Genomic DNA, 14,359 nt, shown 5'->3' with positions numbered 1-14,359 from the left:
TACAGACCGCTCGGTCAGTACCGGATGGCGTCGATGACCTTCACCCGGACGGCGACGAGCGCGGGCAGCAGCCCCGCCAGCGCGCCGACCGCGGTCGCGGCGACCAGCCCGAGCACGGCGGCTTCCACCGGGAACGGCGGCATGTCCGCGATCATCCCCCGGCCGAGCAGCTCCTCCACCCACGGGCTCTTGACGATCAGCACGGACAGGCCGACACCGGCCGCGCCCGCCACCACCGTCGCGACCACGCTCTCCATCATGACCGCGAAGAACACCCGGGCGCTGGTCGCGCCGAAGCTGCGCCGCACGCCGATCTCGCGGATGCGATGCCGCACCGTCACCATGGCGATGTTGACCAGCCCGAGCGCGCCGAGGAGCAGGATGAGCACCGCCACACCGCCGACGACGAGCTTGAAATACAGCAGCGGGTCGCTGTCCTGGTGAGCGAGGTAGTCGTTGCGGCTGACGCTGACGGCGCCCTGCCCGAGCGCTTGGTCGAACTCGGCCGTGATCGCGTCGACCAGCGGCTTGGCGCGCTCCGGCGGCACCCAGGCCTCCAGCGACGGCGGCCCGTAGTCCGCGTTCCGGCCCCCGGTCAGCCGGTCGAGGGCGGAGTTCAGGATGATCGCGGTCGCGTCGTCCGGCGCGTCCGGCGTCTTCATCACGCCGACCACGACCGCCGTGACCTTCGTCTCGCCCTTCCGGACCGTGGCGGTGGGGTGCGCGGCGAGCGACGGCGAGCCGAGCCTGCGCCAGAACGCCTCGTTGACGATGACCGGAGGGGCGAGCAGCTGTTCGTCGGCCGCCAGGAACCAGCGGCCCTGGGCGACCACCGTGCGGTGCATCCTGGCGTAGGACGGGTCGACGGTCTGCACCGGCACCGTCGTCACGCCGTCCCGGAACTGGACGGGGAGGGCCGACGAGCCGACCTTCGAGGAGTACCGGATGTCGTGGCGCTTCAGGATCGCGGCCCACGCCGCGTCCAGGCGCGTCTCGCTCGCGGAGCCCTCCCCCGACGGGAAGACCGCGATCAGCGCCGGCCGGCCGCCCCAGCGCTCGCTGTTCTCGCGCATCCCCTGCTCGGCGATGTTCGCGAGCCCGACGACCGAGCTGAGCGCGCACACCGCGACGCCGACGCCGATCAGCGAGAGCAGTACGCGGGTGCGGTGGATGCGCAGCTCCTGCCAGGCCTCCACGATCGCACCCCACAGCGCGGCGAGCGCGTTCACGCGGCGACCCCCGCCGCGGCGTGCAGGCGCCCGGCGTCGAGGCGGTAGCGCACCTCGGAGCGCGCGGCCACGGCCGGGTCGTGGGTGATGACGACCAGGGCGGCGTCGTTCTCGGCGGCCACCTCTTCGAGCAGGTCGATCACGCTCGCGCCGGTCTCGACGTCGAGCGCCCCGGTCGGCTCGTCGGCGAGGATGAGCCGCGGGCCGCGCACGAGCGCCCGCGCGATGGCGACGCGCTGCTGCTCGCCGCCGGAAAGCACCTCCGGCAGCGAGTCGAGCCGGTGGCCGAGGCCGACCCGCTCGAGCATCTCGGTCGCCAGCGCCCTGCGCCGCCAGAATCGCCGGCCGGTCGCGTAGAGCAGCGGGGTCATGACGTTCTCCAGGGCGGTGCGGCCGGAGAGCAGGTTGAACTGCTGGAAGACGAACCCGACGTCGGCGCCGCGACGCAGGTCGCGGGCGCGGCCGCCGATCCGCTCGACGGGCACGCCCTCGAACTCGAAGGCGCCGCTGCTCGGGGAATCCAGGAGGCCGAGGATGTTGAGCAGTGTCGACTTGCCCGACCCGGAGCGGCCGACGACGGACACCCGCTCGCCCGGCTCGACGACCAGGTCGACGCCGTCCAGGATGGTGAGCGGCGCGGCGTCGGGGATCCGGACGGTCTTGGTCACCCCGCTCAGCCGCAGCAGCGCGGTCACGGCCCGGTGACCGCGCCGGGGTCCGTGCAGACCACCCCGTTGCCGCTCGGCATGCAGCCGCCGGCCGGCGTCGTGGCGCCCGGCACGAACTGCAGCACGCTGTCGCCCTCCTTCAGGCCTGACTTGACCTCGACGGAGGTGCCGTCGGTGAGGCCGAGCGCGACCTCGACCTCCGCCGGATCGCCGCCCTTCGCGTCGGGGACGTAGACGATGCCCTTCTCGCTCGAGCCCTTCACCGCCGTGGTCGGCACGGTCAGCACGTTCTCGGCGCGACCGGCGGAGATCGTCACGTCGGCGCGCAGCCCGGCGAAGACCCGCACCGCGGCAGGGACCGCGCAGCGCACGGTCGTGGTCGCGTCGCCTCCTCCGCCGCCGCCGGCGCCCGTGCCCGGCTGCGTGTTCGGCGCCGTGTCGGCCGCGGTCGCCGGCGGCGTCGTGATGGTCAGCCCGGTGCAGGTGAACGGGGCGGGGCCGCCCTTGACCGTGACCGTCCCCTCGGTCGGCCGGTCGACCAGGCGGTACTGCTGCTCGGCGGGCAGCTTGGCCGTGACCGAGAACGTCGGAGGCGCGACGGAGCCGACCTTGTCGCCGATCGAGACGCTCTGGCCCGCGAGAACCGGCAGCTCGCTCAGCACGCCGGCGATGGGCGCGTCGACCTCCACGTAGCTGACGGCGGGCTTCCGCTCGGTAAGGACCTGCGAACCGTCCGGCAGCGTCTCCAGGACAGGGTCGCGCGGCGTCTCGACCCGGATGTCGAAGAGCACCGCACCGGCCTCGACCGGCTGGCCGACCGTCGCCCGCACCTTGTTGACCGTCCCCGCGGCGGTCGCCCGCGCGGGGACGGCGTCGTCGGCGACGATCGAACCGGTCACGGTCACGTCGTTCACGATCGTGCCGGTCGCCACCGTGGCGACCGGGTCCGTCAGCTCGCCGGTCGGCGTCGCCGGGTCCGCCGCCGTCGCCTCCCCGCTCGGGAAGAACGCCAGCTTCACCAGCGCGACGGCGATCGCCGCGACCAGGACGATACGGATGGCCGGGAACACCCAGCGTCGCATGACCCCCACATGCAGCCTTTCACTCGCGTGCGCCGGCCCCCGGCGTCACGTGAGTCCGATCTTATAGGTTCTCTCAGAAACCCCGTTCACGCCTCGATGACGAGCGGCACGATCATCGGACGGCGGCGGTAGCTGGTGTTGACCCAGCGGCCCACGGTACGGCGCACGACCTGCGACAGCGCGTGCGAGTCGCGGACGCCGTTGTGCGCCGCATCGGCGAGCGCGGCGGCGATCTTCGGCTTGACGTCGTCGAACACCGCGTCGTCCTCCGCGAAGCCGCGGGCGTGGATCTCCGGGCCGGTGACGATGCGGCCGCTGGCGGCCTCCACCACGACGATGATCGAGATGAAGCCCTCCTCGCCGAGGATCCGCCGGTCCTTGAGGTCGGCGTCCGTGATCTCGCCGACGCTCGAGCCGTCCACGTACACGAAGCCGAGGTCGAGCTGGCCGACCACGCGGGCGACCCCGTCGCGCAGGTCCACCACGGTGCCGTCCTCGGCGATGATCGTGTTCGCCTCGGGGACGCCGGTGTCCATCGCGAGCCGGGCGTTGGCCACCAGGTGGCGGTACTCGCCGTGCACGGGCATCACGTTGCGCGGCTTGAGGATGTTGTAGCAGTAGAGCAGCTCGCCCGCGGCCGCGTGGCCGGAGACGTGCACCTTGGCGTTGCCCTTGTGCACGACGTTCGCGCCGAGCTTGGTCAGCCCGTCGATCACGCGGTAGACGGCGTTCTCGTTGCCGGGGATGAGGCTGGAGGCCAGGATGACCGTGTCGCCGTGGCCGACCTCGATCTGGTGGTCGAGGTTCGCCATGCGCGCGAGCACCGCCATCGGCTCGCCCTGGGAGCCGGTCGACATGTAGACGATCTCGTCGTCGGGCAGGTCGGCGGCCTTCTTGTAGTCGATGAGCACGCCCTCGGGCACCTTGAGGTAGCCGAGCTCGGCGGCGATGGTCATATTGCGCACCATCGAGCGGCCGAGCAGCGCGACCCGGCGGCCGTTCGCGGCGGCGGCGTCGAGCACCTGCTGGACGCGGTGGACGTGGCTGGAGAAGCTGGCGACGATCACCCGGCGCGGGGCGCGGGCGATCACGGTGTCGAGCACCGGGCCGATCGAGCGCTCCAGCGGCGTGAAGCCGGGGACGTCGGCGTTGGTGGAGTCGGCCATGAACAGGTCGACGCCCCTCTCGCCCAGCCGCGCGAAGGCGCGCAGGTCGGTGAGCCGGTCGTCGAGCGGGAGCTGGTCCATCTTGAAGTCGCCGGTGTGCAGCACCGTGCCGGCGGGCGTGGTGATGGCCACGGCGAGCGCGTCGGGGATGGAGTGGTTGACCGCGACGAACTCCAGGTCGAACGGGCCGAGCTGCTCGGTGCGCCCCTCCGCGACCGTGAGCGTGTACGGCTGGATGCGGTGCTCCTTGAGCTTCGCCTCCACGAGCGCGAGCGTGAGGCCCGAGCCGATGAGCGGGATGTCGGCGCGCAGCTTGAGCAGGTAGGGCACCGCGCCGATGTGGTCCTCGTGTCCGTGGGTGAGCACCACGCCGAGCACGTCGTCGAGCCGGTCGCGGACCGGGGCGAAGTCGGGCAGGATCAGGTCGACGCCCGGCTGGTCCTGCTCGGGGAACAGGACGCCGCAGTCGACGATGAGGAGCTTGCCTTCGTATTCGAAGACGGTCATGTTGCGGCCGATCTCGCCGAGACCGCCGGTGGGGATGATCCGGAGCGTTCCGGGTTCGAGAGCCGGAGGCTCGGAGACGAGGTTGGGCATCTGCCCTCCAATGTTCAGGTGTGTACGTGCGTCCGGGCGGTGGCCCGGGGTGGAACCGGCCGCTGAGCGGCCCTAGCGTGTGGCCCCGGCGACCTTGGGCAGCGCGCCGCCTGCTGCGGCGTTGCGGTCGGGGCGGAAGTTGGAGAAGTCGGCGCCGGGGATGTCGCGGACGAGGTCGAGCTCGTCCTCGATCTGGGCTGCCTCCCACTCCTCCGGGCCGACCAGCGGGAGCCGGACGCGCGGGCTGGAGATGCGCCCCAGGCCGTGCAGGATGTACTTGGCCGCGACGGTGCCGGGAACGTGGGTCATCACGGCGCGCACCAGGGGCTCGAGCTTCTTGTGGGCGGCGGTGGCCGTGGCCAGGTCGCCCGCATTGACCGCGTCGACGATCTGCCGGTAGGGCGTGGCCGCGATGTTGGCCGTGACGCCGATCAGGCCGGTGGCGCCGATCGAGAGGTGCGGGAGCACGTTGGCGTCGTCGCCGGAGAAGTACAGGAGGTCGGTCTGGTTGAGCACCCGGCTGACCTCGCTGAAGTCGCCCTTGGCATCCTTGATCGCCAGCACGTTGGGGTGCTTGGCGATGCGCAGGATCGTCTCGTATTTGATCGGGATGCCGGTGCGTCCCGGGATGTCGTAGAGGATGACCGGCAGGTCCGTCGAGTCCGCGATCATGCGGAAGTGGGTGAGCACGCCGGCCTGCGTCGGCTTGTTGTAGTACGGCGTGACGATCATCACGCCGTCGGCGCCCGCCTTCTCGCTCTGCTTGTAGAGCTGGATGGCGTGGGCGGTCTCGTTGGAGCCGCCGCCGGTGATGATCTTGGCCCGGCCGCCCGCGACGTCCTTGCCGACCTCGACGAGGCGCAGCTTCTCGGCGTCGGTGAGGGTCGAGGTCTCCCCCGTGGTGCCCGTGACGACGATGCCGTCGGCGCCCGCGACGATGACGTCGTCGATGTGCTTCTCCACGCCGGCCCAGTCGACCTCGCCGTCGGCGGTGAAGGGCGTGACCAGGGCGACGAGCACCTGGCCGAAGGGGTTCGCGGGAGCAGCCATGAACTCAAGGCTATCGGGTCCGGCCCGGCGGCCGCCTCCCCGGCGGCCGATCTGTGGAGAGTCCGCGTCCGCGCCGACCCGTGGAGGAGCGGGCCCGCGTCATCTTCGGTCACATTGCCTTCGCACGGCGGCACGCGCGCGTATCGTCGCGCTCACCATGTCAGCCCCGCTCGCCCTTCTCGTCGTCCTCGGCCTGGTCGCCCTCGCGACCGCGGCCGGGCTGGTGTGGCGCGCGCGCACCGGCCGCGTCCGCGCGGCACGCGCCGACCTCGTGACGGCGTCCGACGTCGGCGCTGCCGGTCTCGGCTCGCGCGCGACGCTCGTGCAGTTCTCCACCGCCTTCTGCGCGCAGTGCCCGGGCACGGCGCGCGTCCTCGCCGGCGTCGCCCGCGAGCGGGACGGCGTCGAGCACCTGGACGTTGACCTGACCGTCCGGCCCGAGCTCGCCCGGCGGTTCGGCGTCCTGCAAACCCCCACCACCCTGCTGCTCGACGCCCGCGGCGCCGTCCGCGGCCGGATCGCCGGGGCCGCACGGCCCGATGACGTGCGCAGCGCCCTCGACCGCATCCTGACGGAGTGACCATGCCAGAGAACCCGAACCGCCCCGCATCCGGTATCGACCCGCGCTCGCCACGTTTCGGCGCCGGGATCACCGCGGTCCTGCTGCTGATCGACATCTTCCTGGCGCTCGTCGGGGCGACCGCGGCCGCCGCGGTGCTGCTCCTGCTGATCGCCCTGCTCTTCGCCTGGGGCGCGTTCGCGGGGGTGCGCAGGCACCCGTACGGCGTGCTCTACCGCGTCGCCGTGCGCCCCCGGCTGGCGCCGCCGACCGAGCTCGAGGACCCCGCGCCGCCGACGTTCGCCCAGGGCGTCGGCCTCGTGGTCACCGGCGCCGGCCTGCTGCTCTTCGTCCTCGGCGTGCCGCTCGCCCTGCCGATCGCCGCGGCGCTCGCGTTCGTCGCCGCGTTCCTCAACTCCGCCTTCGGCTACTGCCTCGGCTGCCAGATCTACCTGCTGCTGGTGCGGGCCGGCGTGATCCGCACCCGCGCCGGCACGGCCTGACGGGCGAAACCGGGAATCCCCCGAGCGGCGGTCGACCCGCCGGAGGCCGACAGTAGTCTGGTCGGACCCGCGCCGGTCCGTCGGCGCGAACGACAGGAGGCCCCATGGCAGTCACCAGCGAATCCACCACGGTCTGGACCGGCGATCTGAAGTCCGGCTCCGGCTCGGTGTCCCTCGACTCGTCGGGAGCCGCGACCCTCGCGGTGAACTGGAGGGCCCGCTCCGAGGGCGGCGCGGAGACCTCCACGCCGGAGGAGCTGCTGGGCGCCGCCCACTCCGCCTGCTTCTCGATGGCGTTCTCGAACGTCCTCGCCGCCTTCGGCACGCCGCCGGAGAGCATCCGCACGACCGCCGCGGTGACGTTCGACCCCGCGGAGGGCATCACCGGCAGCCACCTCCTGGTCGAGGCCACGGTGCCAGGGCTCGGCGAGGAGGACTTCCAGCGGCTCGCCGACGAGGCCAAGCGCACCTGCCCGGTCTCGCGTGCGCTCGTCGGCATCCCGATCACGATCGAAGCCTCGCTGGCCTGACACGATGCGGGTGCTCGTCGCCGGCGCGTCCGGCATGATCGGAACCGAGCTCGTCCGCGCACTGAAGGCGGAGGGCCACGACGCCCTCCGTCTGGTGCGGCGGGAGCCCGGCGCGGCCGACGAACGCGCCTGGGCCCCCGCGGCCCGGAGCATCGACCTGCGCCTGCTCGACGACGCGGACGCCGTCGTCAACCTCTCGGGCGCCTCGCTCAACCGGCTGCCGTGGACGGCAGCGCACAAGCGCCGCATCCTCGACTCGCGCCTGGCCGCGACCGGCACGCTCGCGGACGGCATGCGCCAGGCCGCGGACCCGCCGGGCGTCTTCGTCAGCGGCGCAGCGGTCGGCTACTACGGCGACCGCCCGGGCGAGACCCTCACCGAGGACTCCGCCAAGGGCACCGGGTTCCTCTCCGACGTCGTGGAGGCGTGGGAGAACGCCGCGCACCTCGCCCCGGCCGGCACCCGCGTCGCGACCGTCCGGACGGGCGTCGTCGTCGGCCACGGCGGTGCGATGGCGCCGCTGCTGCCGCTCGCGAAGGCCGGGCTGCTCGGCCCGATCGCGGGCGGGCGGCAGCACTGGCCGTGGGTGAGCCTCCACGACGAGGTCGCCGCGATCGTCCACCTCCTGACCTCGGGCCTCAGCGGCCCCGTCGACGTCGTCGGCCCGGAGCCGGCGACCGCCGGCGAGGTGCTGCGCGCGCTCGCGAAGGCCGTGCACCGGCCGTACGGCCTCCCGCTGCCGCGGGCGGCCGTGAACCTCGCGCTGGGCGAGGCCGGGCGCGAGCTGCTGCTGGCGGATCAGCGCGTGCTGCCGCAGCGGCTGCTGGACGACGGCTTCGTGTTCCGCGACACCACGGTGCGGGACGCGATGGCGCGGCTGGTGCAGCGCACGGACTAGCGGGCGGCCCGCTCCTCCGCCCGGTACAGCCCGATCGCCTGCCGCAGCGCGGCGCGCGCCCGGCGGCGGTCGCCGCTCGCGTCGTAGGCGAGCCCGAGCCGGAACCACGCGCGCCAGCTCTCCGGCGCCGCCTCCACTTCGGCCTTGTACTGCGGGAACTCCGCGTCGGCCGCGTCGCGCAGCGGACGGCCGCTTGCCCGGTGCGGGAGGTCGTCCACCGGCAGCGTGCCCTCCGCCGCCATCAGCTTGACCAGCTTCTCGGTGCGGGCGCCGAACAGCAGCTCGCGCCCGATCGCCCACGCCGCGACGAAGGGCAGCAGGATCAGCGCAACGCCCATCGCGATCCCGACCGGCTGGCCGGACGCGATCAGCAGCACGGCGCGCTGGACGACGAGCACGAGGTAGACGAGGAGGATCAGCGCCATCACGATGGCGGCGAGACGGTTGCGCATCGGCGGTCCTACACTTCGCGGACGGTGGGACGCGGCGGTTCCCCATCCGGCTCGGCGATGCCCAGGTCGACCAGCTTGTCGAGGCCGACGACGACGCCGGTGGTGGTCGCGGCCGCCCGGAGCGCGAGCAGGATGCCGGCCTCGTAGGCCTCCGAGCCGATGGTGTCGTGGCGGATGGTGAGGGTCTCCCCCGCGCCGCCGAAGATCACCTGCTGCTGGGCCGCGACGCCGCGCATCCGGAGGCTGTGGATCGGCACGCTCGCGACCTGCTGGCCGCGCGCCCGCTGGTCGGTGTGCGGGGCGTCGACCGGGCCGCGCTGCAGCCGGGCGGCGCCGATGAGCTCGGCGGTCCGCACGGCCGTGCCGGACGGCGAGTCGACCTTGCCGACGCCGTGGGTCTCGATGATCTCGATCGAGTCGAAGAACCGCGCCGCGACGGTCGCGAACGCCGTGCCGAGCGCGCTGCCCAGCGAGAAGTTCGGGATGACGACCGCTCCGCCGCCCTCCTGCCCGGCGACGCGGCGCTCCAGGTCGAGGATGCGGTCGGCCGACCAGCCGGAGGTGCCGACCAGCACCTTGAGTCCGTGGTCGACGCCGAAGGCGACGATCTCCGGGCTGACCTGCGGGAGCGTCATGTCCACCAGCACGTCGGCGCCGAGCATGGCGTCGAGCGGAGTGCGGGAGTCGAGGGCGGCCACCAGCTCCAGGTCGTCGGCCGCCTCGATCAGGCGCACCGCCACGGATCCGAGCTTGCCGGTCGCCCCGGCCACGGCCACGCGAATAGTCACCCGTCCACCCTACCCGCCGCATGCGGGCCCCGGCCGCGTCCACGGTCTAGCCTGGGACGATGGTGTCCTTTGCCGATGTCTCCGTCACCGACGCGACCGCCCACCGGATGCTGGCGGACTACTTCGCCGAGCGCGCGAAGACCTTCCCCGCCGCCCAGGGGGCGTACCGCACGACCTTCCCCGACCCCGGCCAGTTCGTGCCGCCGGCCGGTGTGTTCCTGCTGGCGTACGACGACGGCGAGGCCGGCTGCGGCGGCATCCGCGAGCTGGCCGTGCCGCTGTCGGAGACCGAGGACGGCGAGCAGATCGTCCGCTACGAGATCAAGCACCTCTGGGTGGCGCCCGCGCACCGCGGCCAGGGCCTCGGCCGCGCCATCCTCGCCGAGCTGGAGCACCGCGCGCGCGGCTTCGGCGCCACCGAGGTGGTGCTGGACACGAACGCCAGCCTGGAGGCCGCAGGCGGCCTGTACCGTTCCCACGGCTACGAGAGCATCCAGCCCTACAACGACAACCCGAACGCCACCGACTGGTTCCGCAAGCGCCTCACCTGAGCGGCCATCGCTTCCTCACTTCCTCCCGCCTCCACCCGGCGTGTCGCGGGAGGAAGTGAGGAACGGATGGCTGCCTAGACGGGTTGGAGCTCGGGGAGGCCGGTGCGCAGCTCGACCGGGAGGTGGCCGAGGTCGTTGTGGACGACCAGCACCGGCGGCTTGGCCGAGCGGACGCGGATGATGGTGAGGCCGCAGTTGGCCTGGTTGAGGCCGAGCCAGCGCCAGGCCGGAGCGTCGAAGACGTGGCGGACGAACCAGCCGATGACGAAGTTGTGGGTCACGAGCAGGTCGTGGCGGTCGCCCATCGCGGGCGTCAGGAACTCGTGCACCGCGTCCTCCATCTGGGCGCGGCCGGCGTCGATCTCGGCCTCGGTGACGGAGCCGAAGAACGACTCGAATGCCTTCGGCATGTCGGGCGTCGGCCCGGACGGGATGCAGTCGAACAGCAGGCTGGACGGCTCCGGCACCACGGCGGGCATCCGCTCGGCGATGATCGAGGCCGTCTCCTCGGCGCGGATGAGCGGCGAGTGGTACATGCCGGTGAGGGGCAGTCCGCTGAGCCGGTCCGCGATGAGCTGGGCCTGGCGCTTGCCGCGCGGGGAGAGCGGGCCGTCCGGCAGGCCGTGCTCGGCGTCCTGCTGCTCGCCGTGACGCACGAGGTAGAGGTAGTGGGGCACCGGTAGACCTTTCGATGTAACGGAATGGAGAGGTGGTCAGGCCACGAGGCCGGAGAAGACGTCGTCGTCGACGCCACCCACCGCGGAGATGGAGACCGGGCGGTCGGCCAGGTCCCGTGCGAGCTGCTGCACGTCACCGGCGGTGACAAGGTGCAGACGCCGGAGGCTCTCGTCGAGGTCGGAGAACTCCCCCAGGCTGATCTCGGCGCGGCCGAGCCGCGACATCCGGGTGTCGGAGTCCTCCAGCGCGAGTGCGGCGCCGCCGGAGAGCTGCCCGACGGCGCGCCGGAGCTCGTCGGCCGTCACGCCGCCGTCGGCGAGGCGGTGCAGCTCGGAGAGCATCAGCTCGGCCACCTGCCTGGCCTTCGCCGGGGCGCAGGCGGAGAACAGCCCGAAGACGCCGGCGTCGGAGTAGGAGCCGGAGAACGAGTAGACGGCGTAGGCGAGGCCGCGCTTCTCGCGGACCTCCTGGAACAGCCGGCTCGACATCCCGCCGCCGAGGATGGAGTTGAGGACGCTCATGGTGGTGCGGCGCTCGTCGGTGGCGACGATCCCCGGGCAGCCGATGAGCAGGTTGGCCTGCTCGATCGGGCGCGTCGCGGTCACCACCGACGCTCCGCGCTCGATCGCGACGGGCGCGGACGGACGGCGGTCCACTGGGGCGGCCTGCTCGTCCGGATCCCAGCCGGCGGCGTCGAGCGCGCGCTGCACCCCGGCGACGAGCACGTCGTGGTCGACCGCGCCCGCGGCCGTGACGACGAGGTCGCGCGGGCGGTAGTTGGCCCGGTAGTGGCTCCAGACGGCGTCACGGGTCGCTGCGCGGATCGTCTCCGGCTTCCCGCCGATCGGGCGGCCGAGCGGGTGGTCGCCCAGCACCGCGGTGAAGAGCCGCTCGTTGGCCGCGTCGGCCGGATCGTCCTCCGCCATCGACAGCTCTTCGAGGATGACGCCGCGCTCGTTCTCGAACTCGGTCGGGTCGAGCACGGACGAGGTGAGCATGTCGCCGATGACCTCCACGGCCATCGGGAGGTCGCGGTCCTGCACCTTGGCGTAGTAGCAGGTGTACTCCTTGGCCGTCATGGCGTTGTGCTCGCCGCCGACCGAGTCGAAGGAGACCGCGATGTCGAGCGCGGTGCGCGTGCGCGTGCCCTTGAACAGGAGGTGCTCGAGGAAGTGCGTGGAGCCGAGGCTGCCCGCCACCTCGGCCGTCTCGTCGCGCGAGCCGACGGCGACCCAGTAGCCGAGCGTGGCGCTCCGTGCGCCGGGGACCTGCTCGCTGAGGATGCGGACGCCGTTCGGCAGGATCGTGCGGCGAACCAGCGCCTCACCGGAGGCCGCGAACGCGAGGTCGGCCAGACCGAGCGGGAGGTCGACTGCGCTGTTCATCCCCTCAACCCTACGCCAGCCCCCGTTCGAATACGGAGACTGGGAAAATGAGGACAAACAGACTGGTCTGTCGACCTATATACTGTGATCACCACCCCGACCGGTCGTCCCCCCTTGGACCGGTCGGGTGGGTCTCAGAGATGAGCGGAGGCCCTGCCTCCCGGAGAGAGGAGACGACCAGATGGTCGTTAGTGCCCGCGCGACCATCCGGCCGCCCGCACCGTCGAAGATCAAGATCCTCGCGACCGCTGACGAACTCTTCTACCAGGAAGGCATCCACACCGTCGGCGTCGACCGCATCATCGCGGGCGCCCGGGTGACGAAGGCGACGTTCTACAAGCACTTCCGCTCCAAGGACCTGCTCATCATCGCCTACGTCGAGGGCCGCGACCGCCAGGTGCGCGACTGGTTCCTCGAGAAGGAGGCGCAGCTCTCCGACCCGACCGCGATCGCCCGCGCGCTCGTGGACTCCATCAACGAAGAGGCCGTGCGCCCCGGCTTCCGCGGCGACCCGTTCATCAACGCCGCCGCGCAGTTCGCCGACGAGAACCACCCCGTGCGCGTCGCCGTGACCGCCCACCGGGACTGGTACGCGAAGCACATCGAGGAGCTGTTCCGCCAGATCGGCCACCCGCGGCCGGGCGACGCGGCGGACGACCTCATCCTCGCGCGCGACGGCGCCCTGGCCGGCGGCTACGTGGGCGACCCGATCGCGGCGGGCGCCGCGCTGCATCGCGCGCTCGACCGCATCCTCGCCGAGGCCTGAGCCGTACGCAACGGAGGACATCGGGCGCGACACGCGGCCCGATGTCAGTGAACGGAGGACATCCGGCTCTGGATGAGGCGGGAGTCCTCCGTCAGCGACGGCTGCTACTCGGAGACGCGGTCGAGCTCGAGCATCTGGGCGCGGGTGAGGCGGATGCCCGCCGCGGCCATCAGGCCGTCGACCTGCTCGGGGCGGCTGGCGCTCGCGACCGGCGCGACGATGGTGCGCTTGGCCAGCAGCCACGCGATCGCGACGCTCGCCGGGGACACAGCGTGCTCGGCGGCGATGCGGTCCAGCACCGCCAGGACGCGCATGCCCTTGCGGTTGACGTACGCCGAGGCGCGGACGCTGCGGGCGTCGGCGCTCAGGTCGGACTTGGAGCGGTACTTGCCGGTGAGGAAGCCGTTGGCCAGCGCGTAGTACGGCATGACCGCGAGCCCCTGGGCGGCCGCGACGATGCGCAGCGCGCTCTCGAACTCGGCGCGGTGCATGAGGTTGTACTGGGTCTGGATCGCGACGAACTTGGGCAGGCCGGCCGAGGCCAGCACGCGCGCCTCGATCAGGCGGTCCGCGCTGAAGTTGGACGCGCCGAGGTAGCGGACCTTGCCCGTCTCGATGAGCCACTCCGCGGTCGCCAGGCTGTCCTCCAGCGGCACCTCGGGGTCGTCGTCGTGGAAGTAGAGCAGGTCGATGTGGTCGGTCTGCAGGCGCTCCAGGGAGGCCTCCACCGCGCGCACGATGCTGACCGAGCCGAGGCCCGGGTTCTCGTGGTGACGGCCGACCTTGGTGGCGACCACGACGTCGTCGCGGTTGCCGCGCTCGTGCATCCACTTGCCGATGAGGACCTCGCTGCGGCCGCCGACGTAGCTGTCGGCGGTGTCGATGAAGTCGCCGCCCAGCGCCGCGAAGCGGTCGAGGATGGCGAGCGAGGTGTCGCCGTCGGCTGTCCAGCCGAAGACGCTCGCGCCGAGCGAGAGCGGGTACACCGCGAGGTCGCTCTCGCCGATGCGGCGGGGCGCGATGATCGACAGCGGGCCGGTGCGCTCCAGGCGCGGGTCGATGTCGAGCGGGCCGCCGGTGTCGGTGGAGGGCTCGGTGAAGGTCGCCCCGGGGACGGCCGCAGCGGAGAAGGTCTCAGCGGAGAAGGTCTCAGCGGAGGCCGGCGCGGGAGGCCGAGGCGAGGTCGTGGCCGGCCGAGCCGCCGACGCGGGCGCCGGATCCGACGTGCCGTCGGCGTCGGCCGCGACCGCTGCGGCGGGGTGCCGGAGGCCGACGCTCTCCAGCAGGCGCAGGGGAAGGAGCTGTGGCATCTCGTCCCCCTTCCAGTCGTTCGAGCGGGTGTTCACGCTGACGATCGACTCGGGGCTCGAATCGATTCGAGGGTGCTCTGCTCTGGAACGTTAAGGGCAGAGTACGGCATGCCGCCGACACGGCACGACCAAACCGGTGAACGGCGG

At 72.5% G+C, this 14,359-nt stretch carries 16 protein-coding genes; 6 read left to right on the top strand and 10 right to left on the bottom strand.

Annotated elements, in window-relative coordinates:
- Positions 1 to 14 precede the first annotated feature (14 nt).
- The 5 genes from HNR13_RS09535 to dapA all read right to left on the bottom strand — a co-directional run bounded on the left by HNR13_RS09535 (position 15) and on the right by dapA (position 5,792).
- A complete protein-coding gene (locus HNR13_RS09535; RefSeq protein WP_179605533.1) occupies positions 15 to 1,229 on the bottom strand; it encodes an ABC transporter permease in 1,215 nt (404 codons plus the stop codon).
- Positions 1,226 to 1,924, bottom strand: coding sequence for an ATP-binding cassette domain-containing protein (locus HNR13_RS09530; protein ID WP_179605532.1), 699 nt, complete (start codon positions 1,922 to 1,924; stop codon positions 1,226 to 1,228). The genes HNR13_RS09535 and HNR13_RS09530 overlap by 4 nt, the downstream gene beginning before the upstream one ends.
- Positions 1,921 to 2,979 (bottom strand): efflux RND transporter periplasmic adaptor subunit, encoded by a 1,059-nt coding sequence (locus HNR13_RS09525; protein WP_218881518.1) that lies wholly within the window; start codon positions 2,977 to 2,979, stop codon positions 1,921 to 1,923. Before HNR13_RS09525 ends, HNR13_RS09530 begins: the two co-directional genes overlap by 4 nt.
- Before the next feature lie 86 nt (positions 2,980 to 3,065).
- Positions 3,066 to 4,742: a ribonuclease J gene (locus tag HNR13_RS09520; protein WP_179605530.1), complete on the bottom strand. Its 1,677-nt coding sequence runs from the start codon at positions 4,740 to 4,742 to the stop codon at positions 3,066 to 3,068.
- 72 nt (positions 4,743 to 4,814) lie between these two features.
- The gene (gene dapA / locus HNR13_RS09515) at positions 4,815 to 5,792 is read right to left on the bottom strand and encodes a 4-hydroxy-tetrahydrodipicolinate synthase (protein ID WP_179605529.1); all 978 of its coding nucleotides are present in this window, start codon (positions 5,790 to 5,792) and stop codon (positions 4,815 to 4,817) included.
- Between the two features lie 157 nt (positions 5,793 to 5,949).
- Here dapA and HNR13_RS09510 point away from each other — a divergent pair, with 157 nt between their 5' ends.
- From HNR13_RS09510 to HNR13_RS09495, 4 genes are all read left to right on the top strand, one after another.
- Complete coding sequence (locus HNR13_RS09510) at positions 5,950 to 6,372, top strand: thioredoxin family protein (RefSeq protein ID WP_179605528.1); 423 nt, start codon at positions 5,950 to 5,952, stop codon at positions 6,370 to 6,372.
- Between the two features lie 2 nt (positions 6,373 to 6,374).
- A complete protein-coding gene (locus tag HNR13_RS09505) occupies positions 6,375 to 6,854 on the top strand; it encodes a DUF4395 domain-containing protein (RefSeq protein ID WP_179609310.1) in 480 nt (159 codons plus the stop codon).
- 104 nt (positions 6,855 to 6,958) lie between these two features.
- Entirely contained in the window at positions 6,959 to 7,384 is a 426-nt protein-coding gene (locus HNR13_RS09500; RefSeq protein ID WP_179605527.1) for an OsmC family peroxiredoxin, read from the top strand.
- Between the two features lie 4 nt (positions 7,385 to 7,388).
- The gene (locus tag HNR13_RS09495) at positions 7,389 to 8,282 is read left to right on the top strand and encodes a TIGR01777 family oxidoreductase (protein WP_179605526.1); all 894 of its coding nucleotides are present in this window, start codon (positions 7,389 to 7,391) and stop codon (positions 8,280 to 8,282) included.
- Here the strand turns inward: HNR13_RS09495 and HNR13_RS09490 are convergent.
- Positions 8,279 to 8,734, bottom strand: a complete 456-nt coding sequence (locus HNR13_RS09490) for a hypothetical protein (RefSeq protein ID WP_179603895.1) — start codon at positions 8,732 to 8,734, stop codon at positions 8,279 to 8,281. The two genes, HNR13_RS09495 and HNR13_RS09490, sit on opposite strands and share 4 nt — an antisense overlap.
- 8 nt (positions 8,735 to 8,742) lie before the next feature.
- Entirely contained in the window at positions 8,743 to 9,522 is a 780-nt protein-coding gene (gene dapB / locus HNR13_RS09485; RefSeq protein WP_179605525.1) for a 4-hydroxy-tetrahydrodipicolinate reductase, read from the bottom strand.
- Between the two features lie 59 nt (positions 9,523 to 9,581).
- Between dapB and HNR13_RS09480 the strand changes: the two genes are divergently transcribed.
- Entirely contained in the window at positions 9,582 to 10,073 is a 492-nt protein-coding gene (locus tag HNR13_RS09480; RefSeq protein ID WP_179605524.1) for a GNAT family N-acetyltransferase, read from the top strand.
- 74 nt (positions 10,074 to 10,147) lie between these two features.
- On the opposite strand, the gene HNR13_RS09475 is transcribed toward HNR13_RS09480, so the two are convergent.
- Both HNR13_RS09475 and HNR13_RS09470 read right to left on the bottom strand, forming a co-directional pair.
- Positions 10,148 to 10,750 (bottom strand): histidine phosphatase family protein, encoded by a 603-nt coding sequence (locus HNR13_RS09475; protein ID WP_179605523.1) that lies wholly within the window; start codon positions 10,748 to 10,750, stop codon positions 10,148 to 10,150.
- 36 nt (positions 10,751 to 10,786) lie between these two features.
- A complete protein-coding gene (locus HNR13_RS09470) occupies positions 10,787 to 12,136 on the bottom strand; it encodes a M16 family metallopeptidase (protein ID WP_179605522.1) in 1,350 nt (449 codons plus the stop codon).
- A 181-nt stretch (positions 12,137 to 12,317) separates the two neighbouring features.
- On the opposite strand from HNR13_RS09470, the gene HNR13_RS09465 reads away from it, so the two are divergent.
- Positions 12,318 to 12,902, top strand: coding sequence for a TetR/AcrR family transcriptional regulator (locus HNR13_RS09465; RefSeq protein ID WP_179605521.1), 585 nt, complete (start codon positions 12,318 to 12,320; stop codon positions 12,900 to 12,902).
- A gap of 104 nt (positions 12,903 to 13,006) precedes the next feature.
- On the opposite strand, the gene HNR13_RS09460 is transcribed toward HNR13_RS09465, so the two are convergent.
- A complete protein-coding gene (locus HNR13_RS09460; protein ID WP_246312739.1) occupies positions 13,007 to 14,212 on the bottom strand; it encodes an aldo/keto reductase in 1,206 nt (401 codons plus the stop codon).
- Positions 14,213 to 14,359 lie beyond the last annotated feature (147 nt).

The sequence above is a fragment of the Leifsonia shinshuensis genome (genome assembly GCF_013410375.1).
Taxonomy (GTDB): domain Bacteria; phylum Actinomycetota; class Actinomycetes; order Actinomycetales; family Microbacteriaceae; genus Leifsonia; species Leifsonia shinshuensis.
This window is presented reverse-complemented; position numbering and strand designations above follow the sequence as displayed.

Excerpts from the sequence above, each read along its gene's own strand:
- HNR13_RS09525 (WP_218881518.1), bottom strand. The coding sequence starts at position 2,979 with ATGCGACGCTGGGTGTTCCCGGCCATCCGTATCGTCCTGGTCGCGGCG.
- HNR13_RS09490 (WP_179603895.1), bottom strand. The coding sequence starts at position 8,734 with ATGCGCAACCGTCTCGCCGCCATCGTGATGGCGCTGATCCTCCTCGTC.
- HNR13_RS09480 (WP_179605524.1), top strand. The coding sequence starts at position 9,582 with ATGGTGTCCTTTGCCGATGTCTCCGTCACCGACGCGACCGCCCACCGG.
- HNR13_RS09520 (WP_179605530.1), bottom strand. The coding sequence starts at position 4,742 with ATGCCCAACCTCGTCTCCGAGCCTCCGGCTCTCGAACCCGGAACGCTC.
- HNR13_RS09470 (WP_179605522.1), bottom strand. The coding sequence starts at position 12,136 with ATGAACAGCGCAGTCGACCTCCCGCTCGGTCTGGCCGACCTCGCGTTC.
- HNR13_RS09510 (WP_179605528.1), top strand. The coding sequence starts at position 5,950 with ATGTCAGCCCCGCTCGCCCTTCTCGTCGTCCTCGGCCTGGTCGCCCTC.
- HNR13_RS09505 (WP_179609310.1), top strand. The coding sequence starts at position 6,375 with ATGCCAGAGAACCCGAACCGCCCCGCATCCGGTATCGACCCGCGCTCG.
- HNR13_RS09495 (WP_179605526.1), top strand. The coding sequence starts at position 7,389 with ATGCGGGTGCTCGTCGCCGGCGCGTCCGGCATGATCGGAACCGAGCTC.
- HNR13_RS09500 (WP_179605527.1), top strand. The coding sequence starts at position 6,959 with ATGGCAGTCACCAGCGAATCCACCACGGTCTGGACCGGCGATCTGAAG.
- HNR13_RS09460 (WP_246312739.1), bottom strand. The coding sequence starts at position 14,212 with ATGCCACAGCTCCTTCCCCTGCGCCTGCTGGAGAGCGTCGGCCTCCGG.
- dapA (WP_179605529.1), bottom strand. The coding sequence starts at position 5,792 with ATGGCTGCTCCCGCGAACCCCTTCGGCCAGGTGCTCGTCGCCCTGGTC.
- HNR13_RS09465 (WP_179605521.1), top strand. The coding sequence starts at position 12,318 with ATGGTCGTTAGTGCCCGCGCGACCATCCGGCCGCCCGCACCGTCGAAG.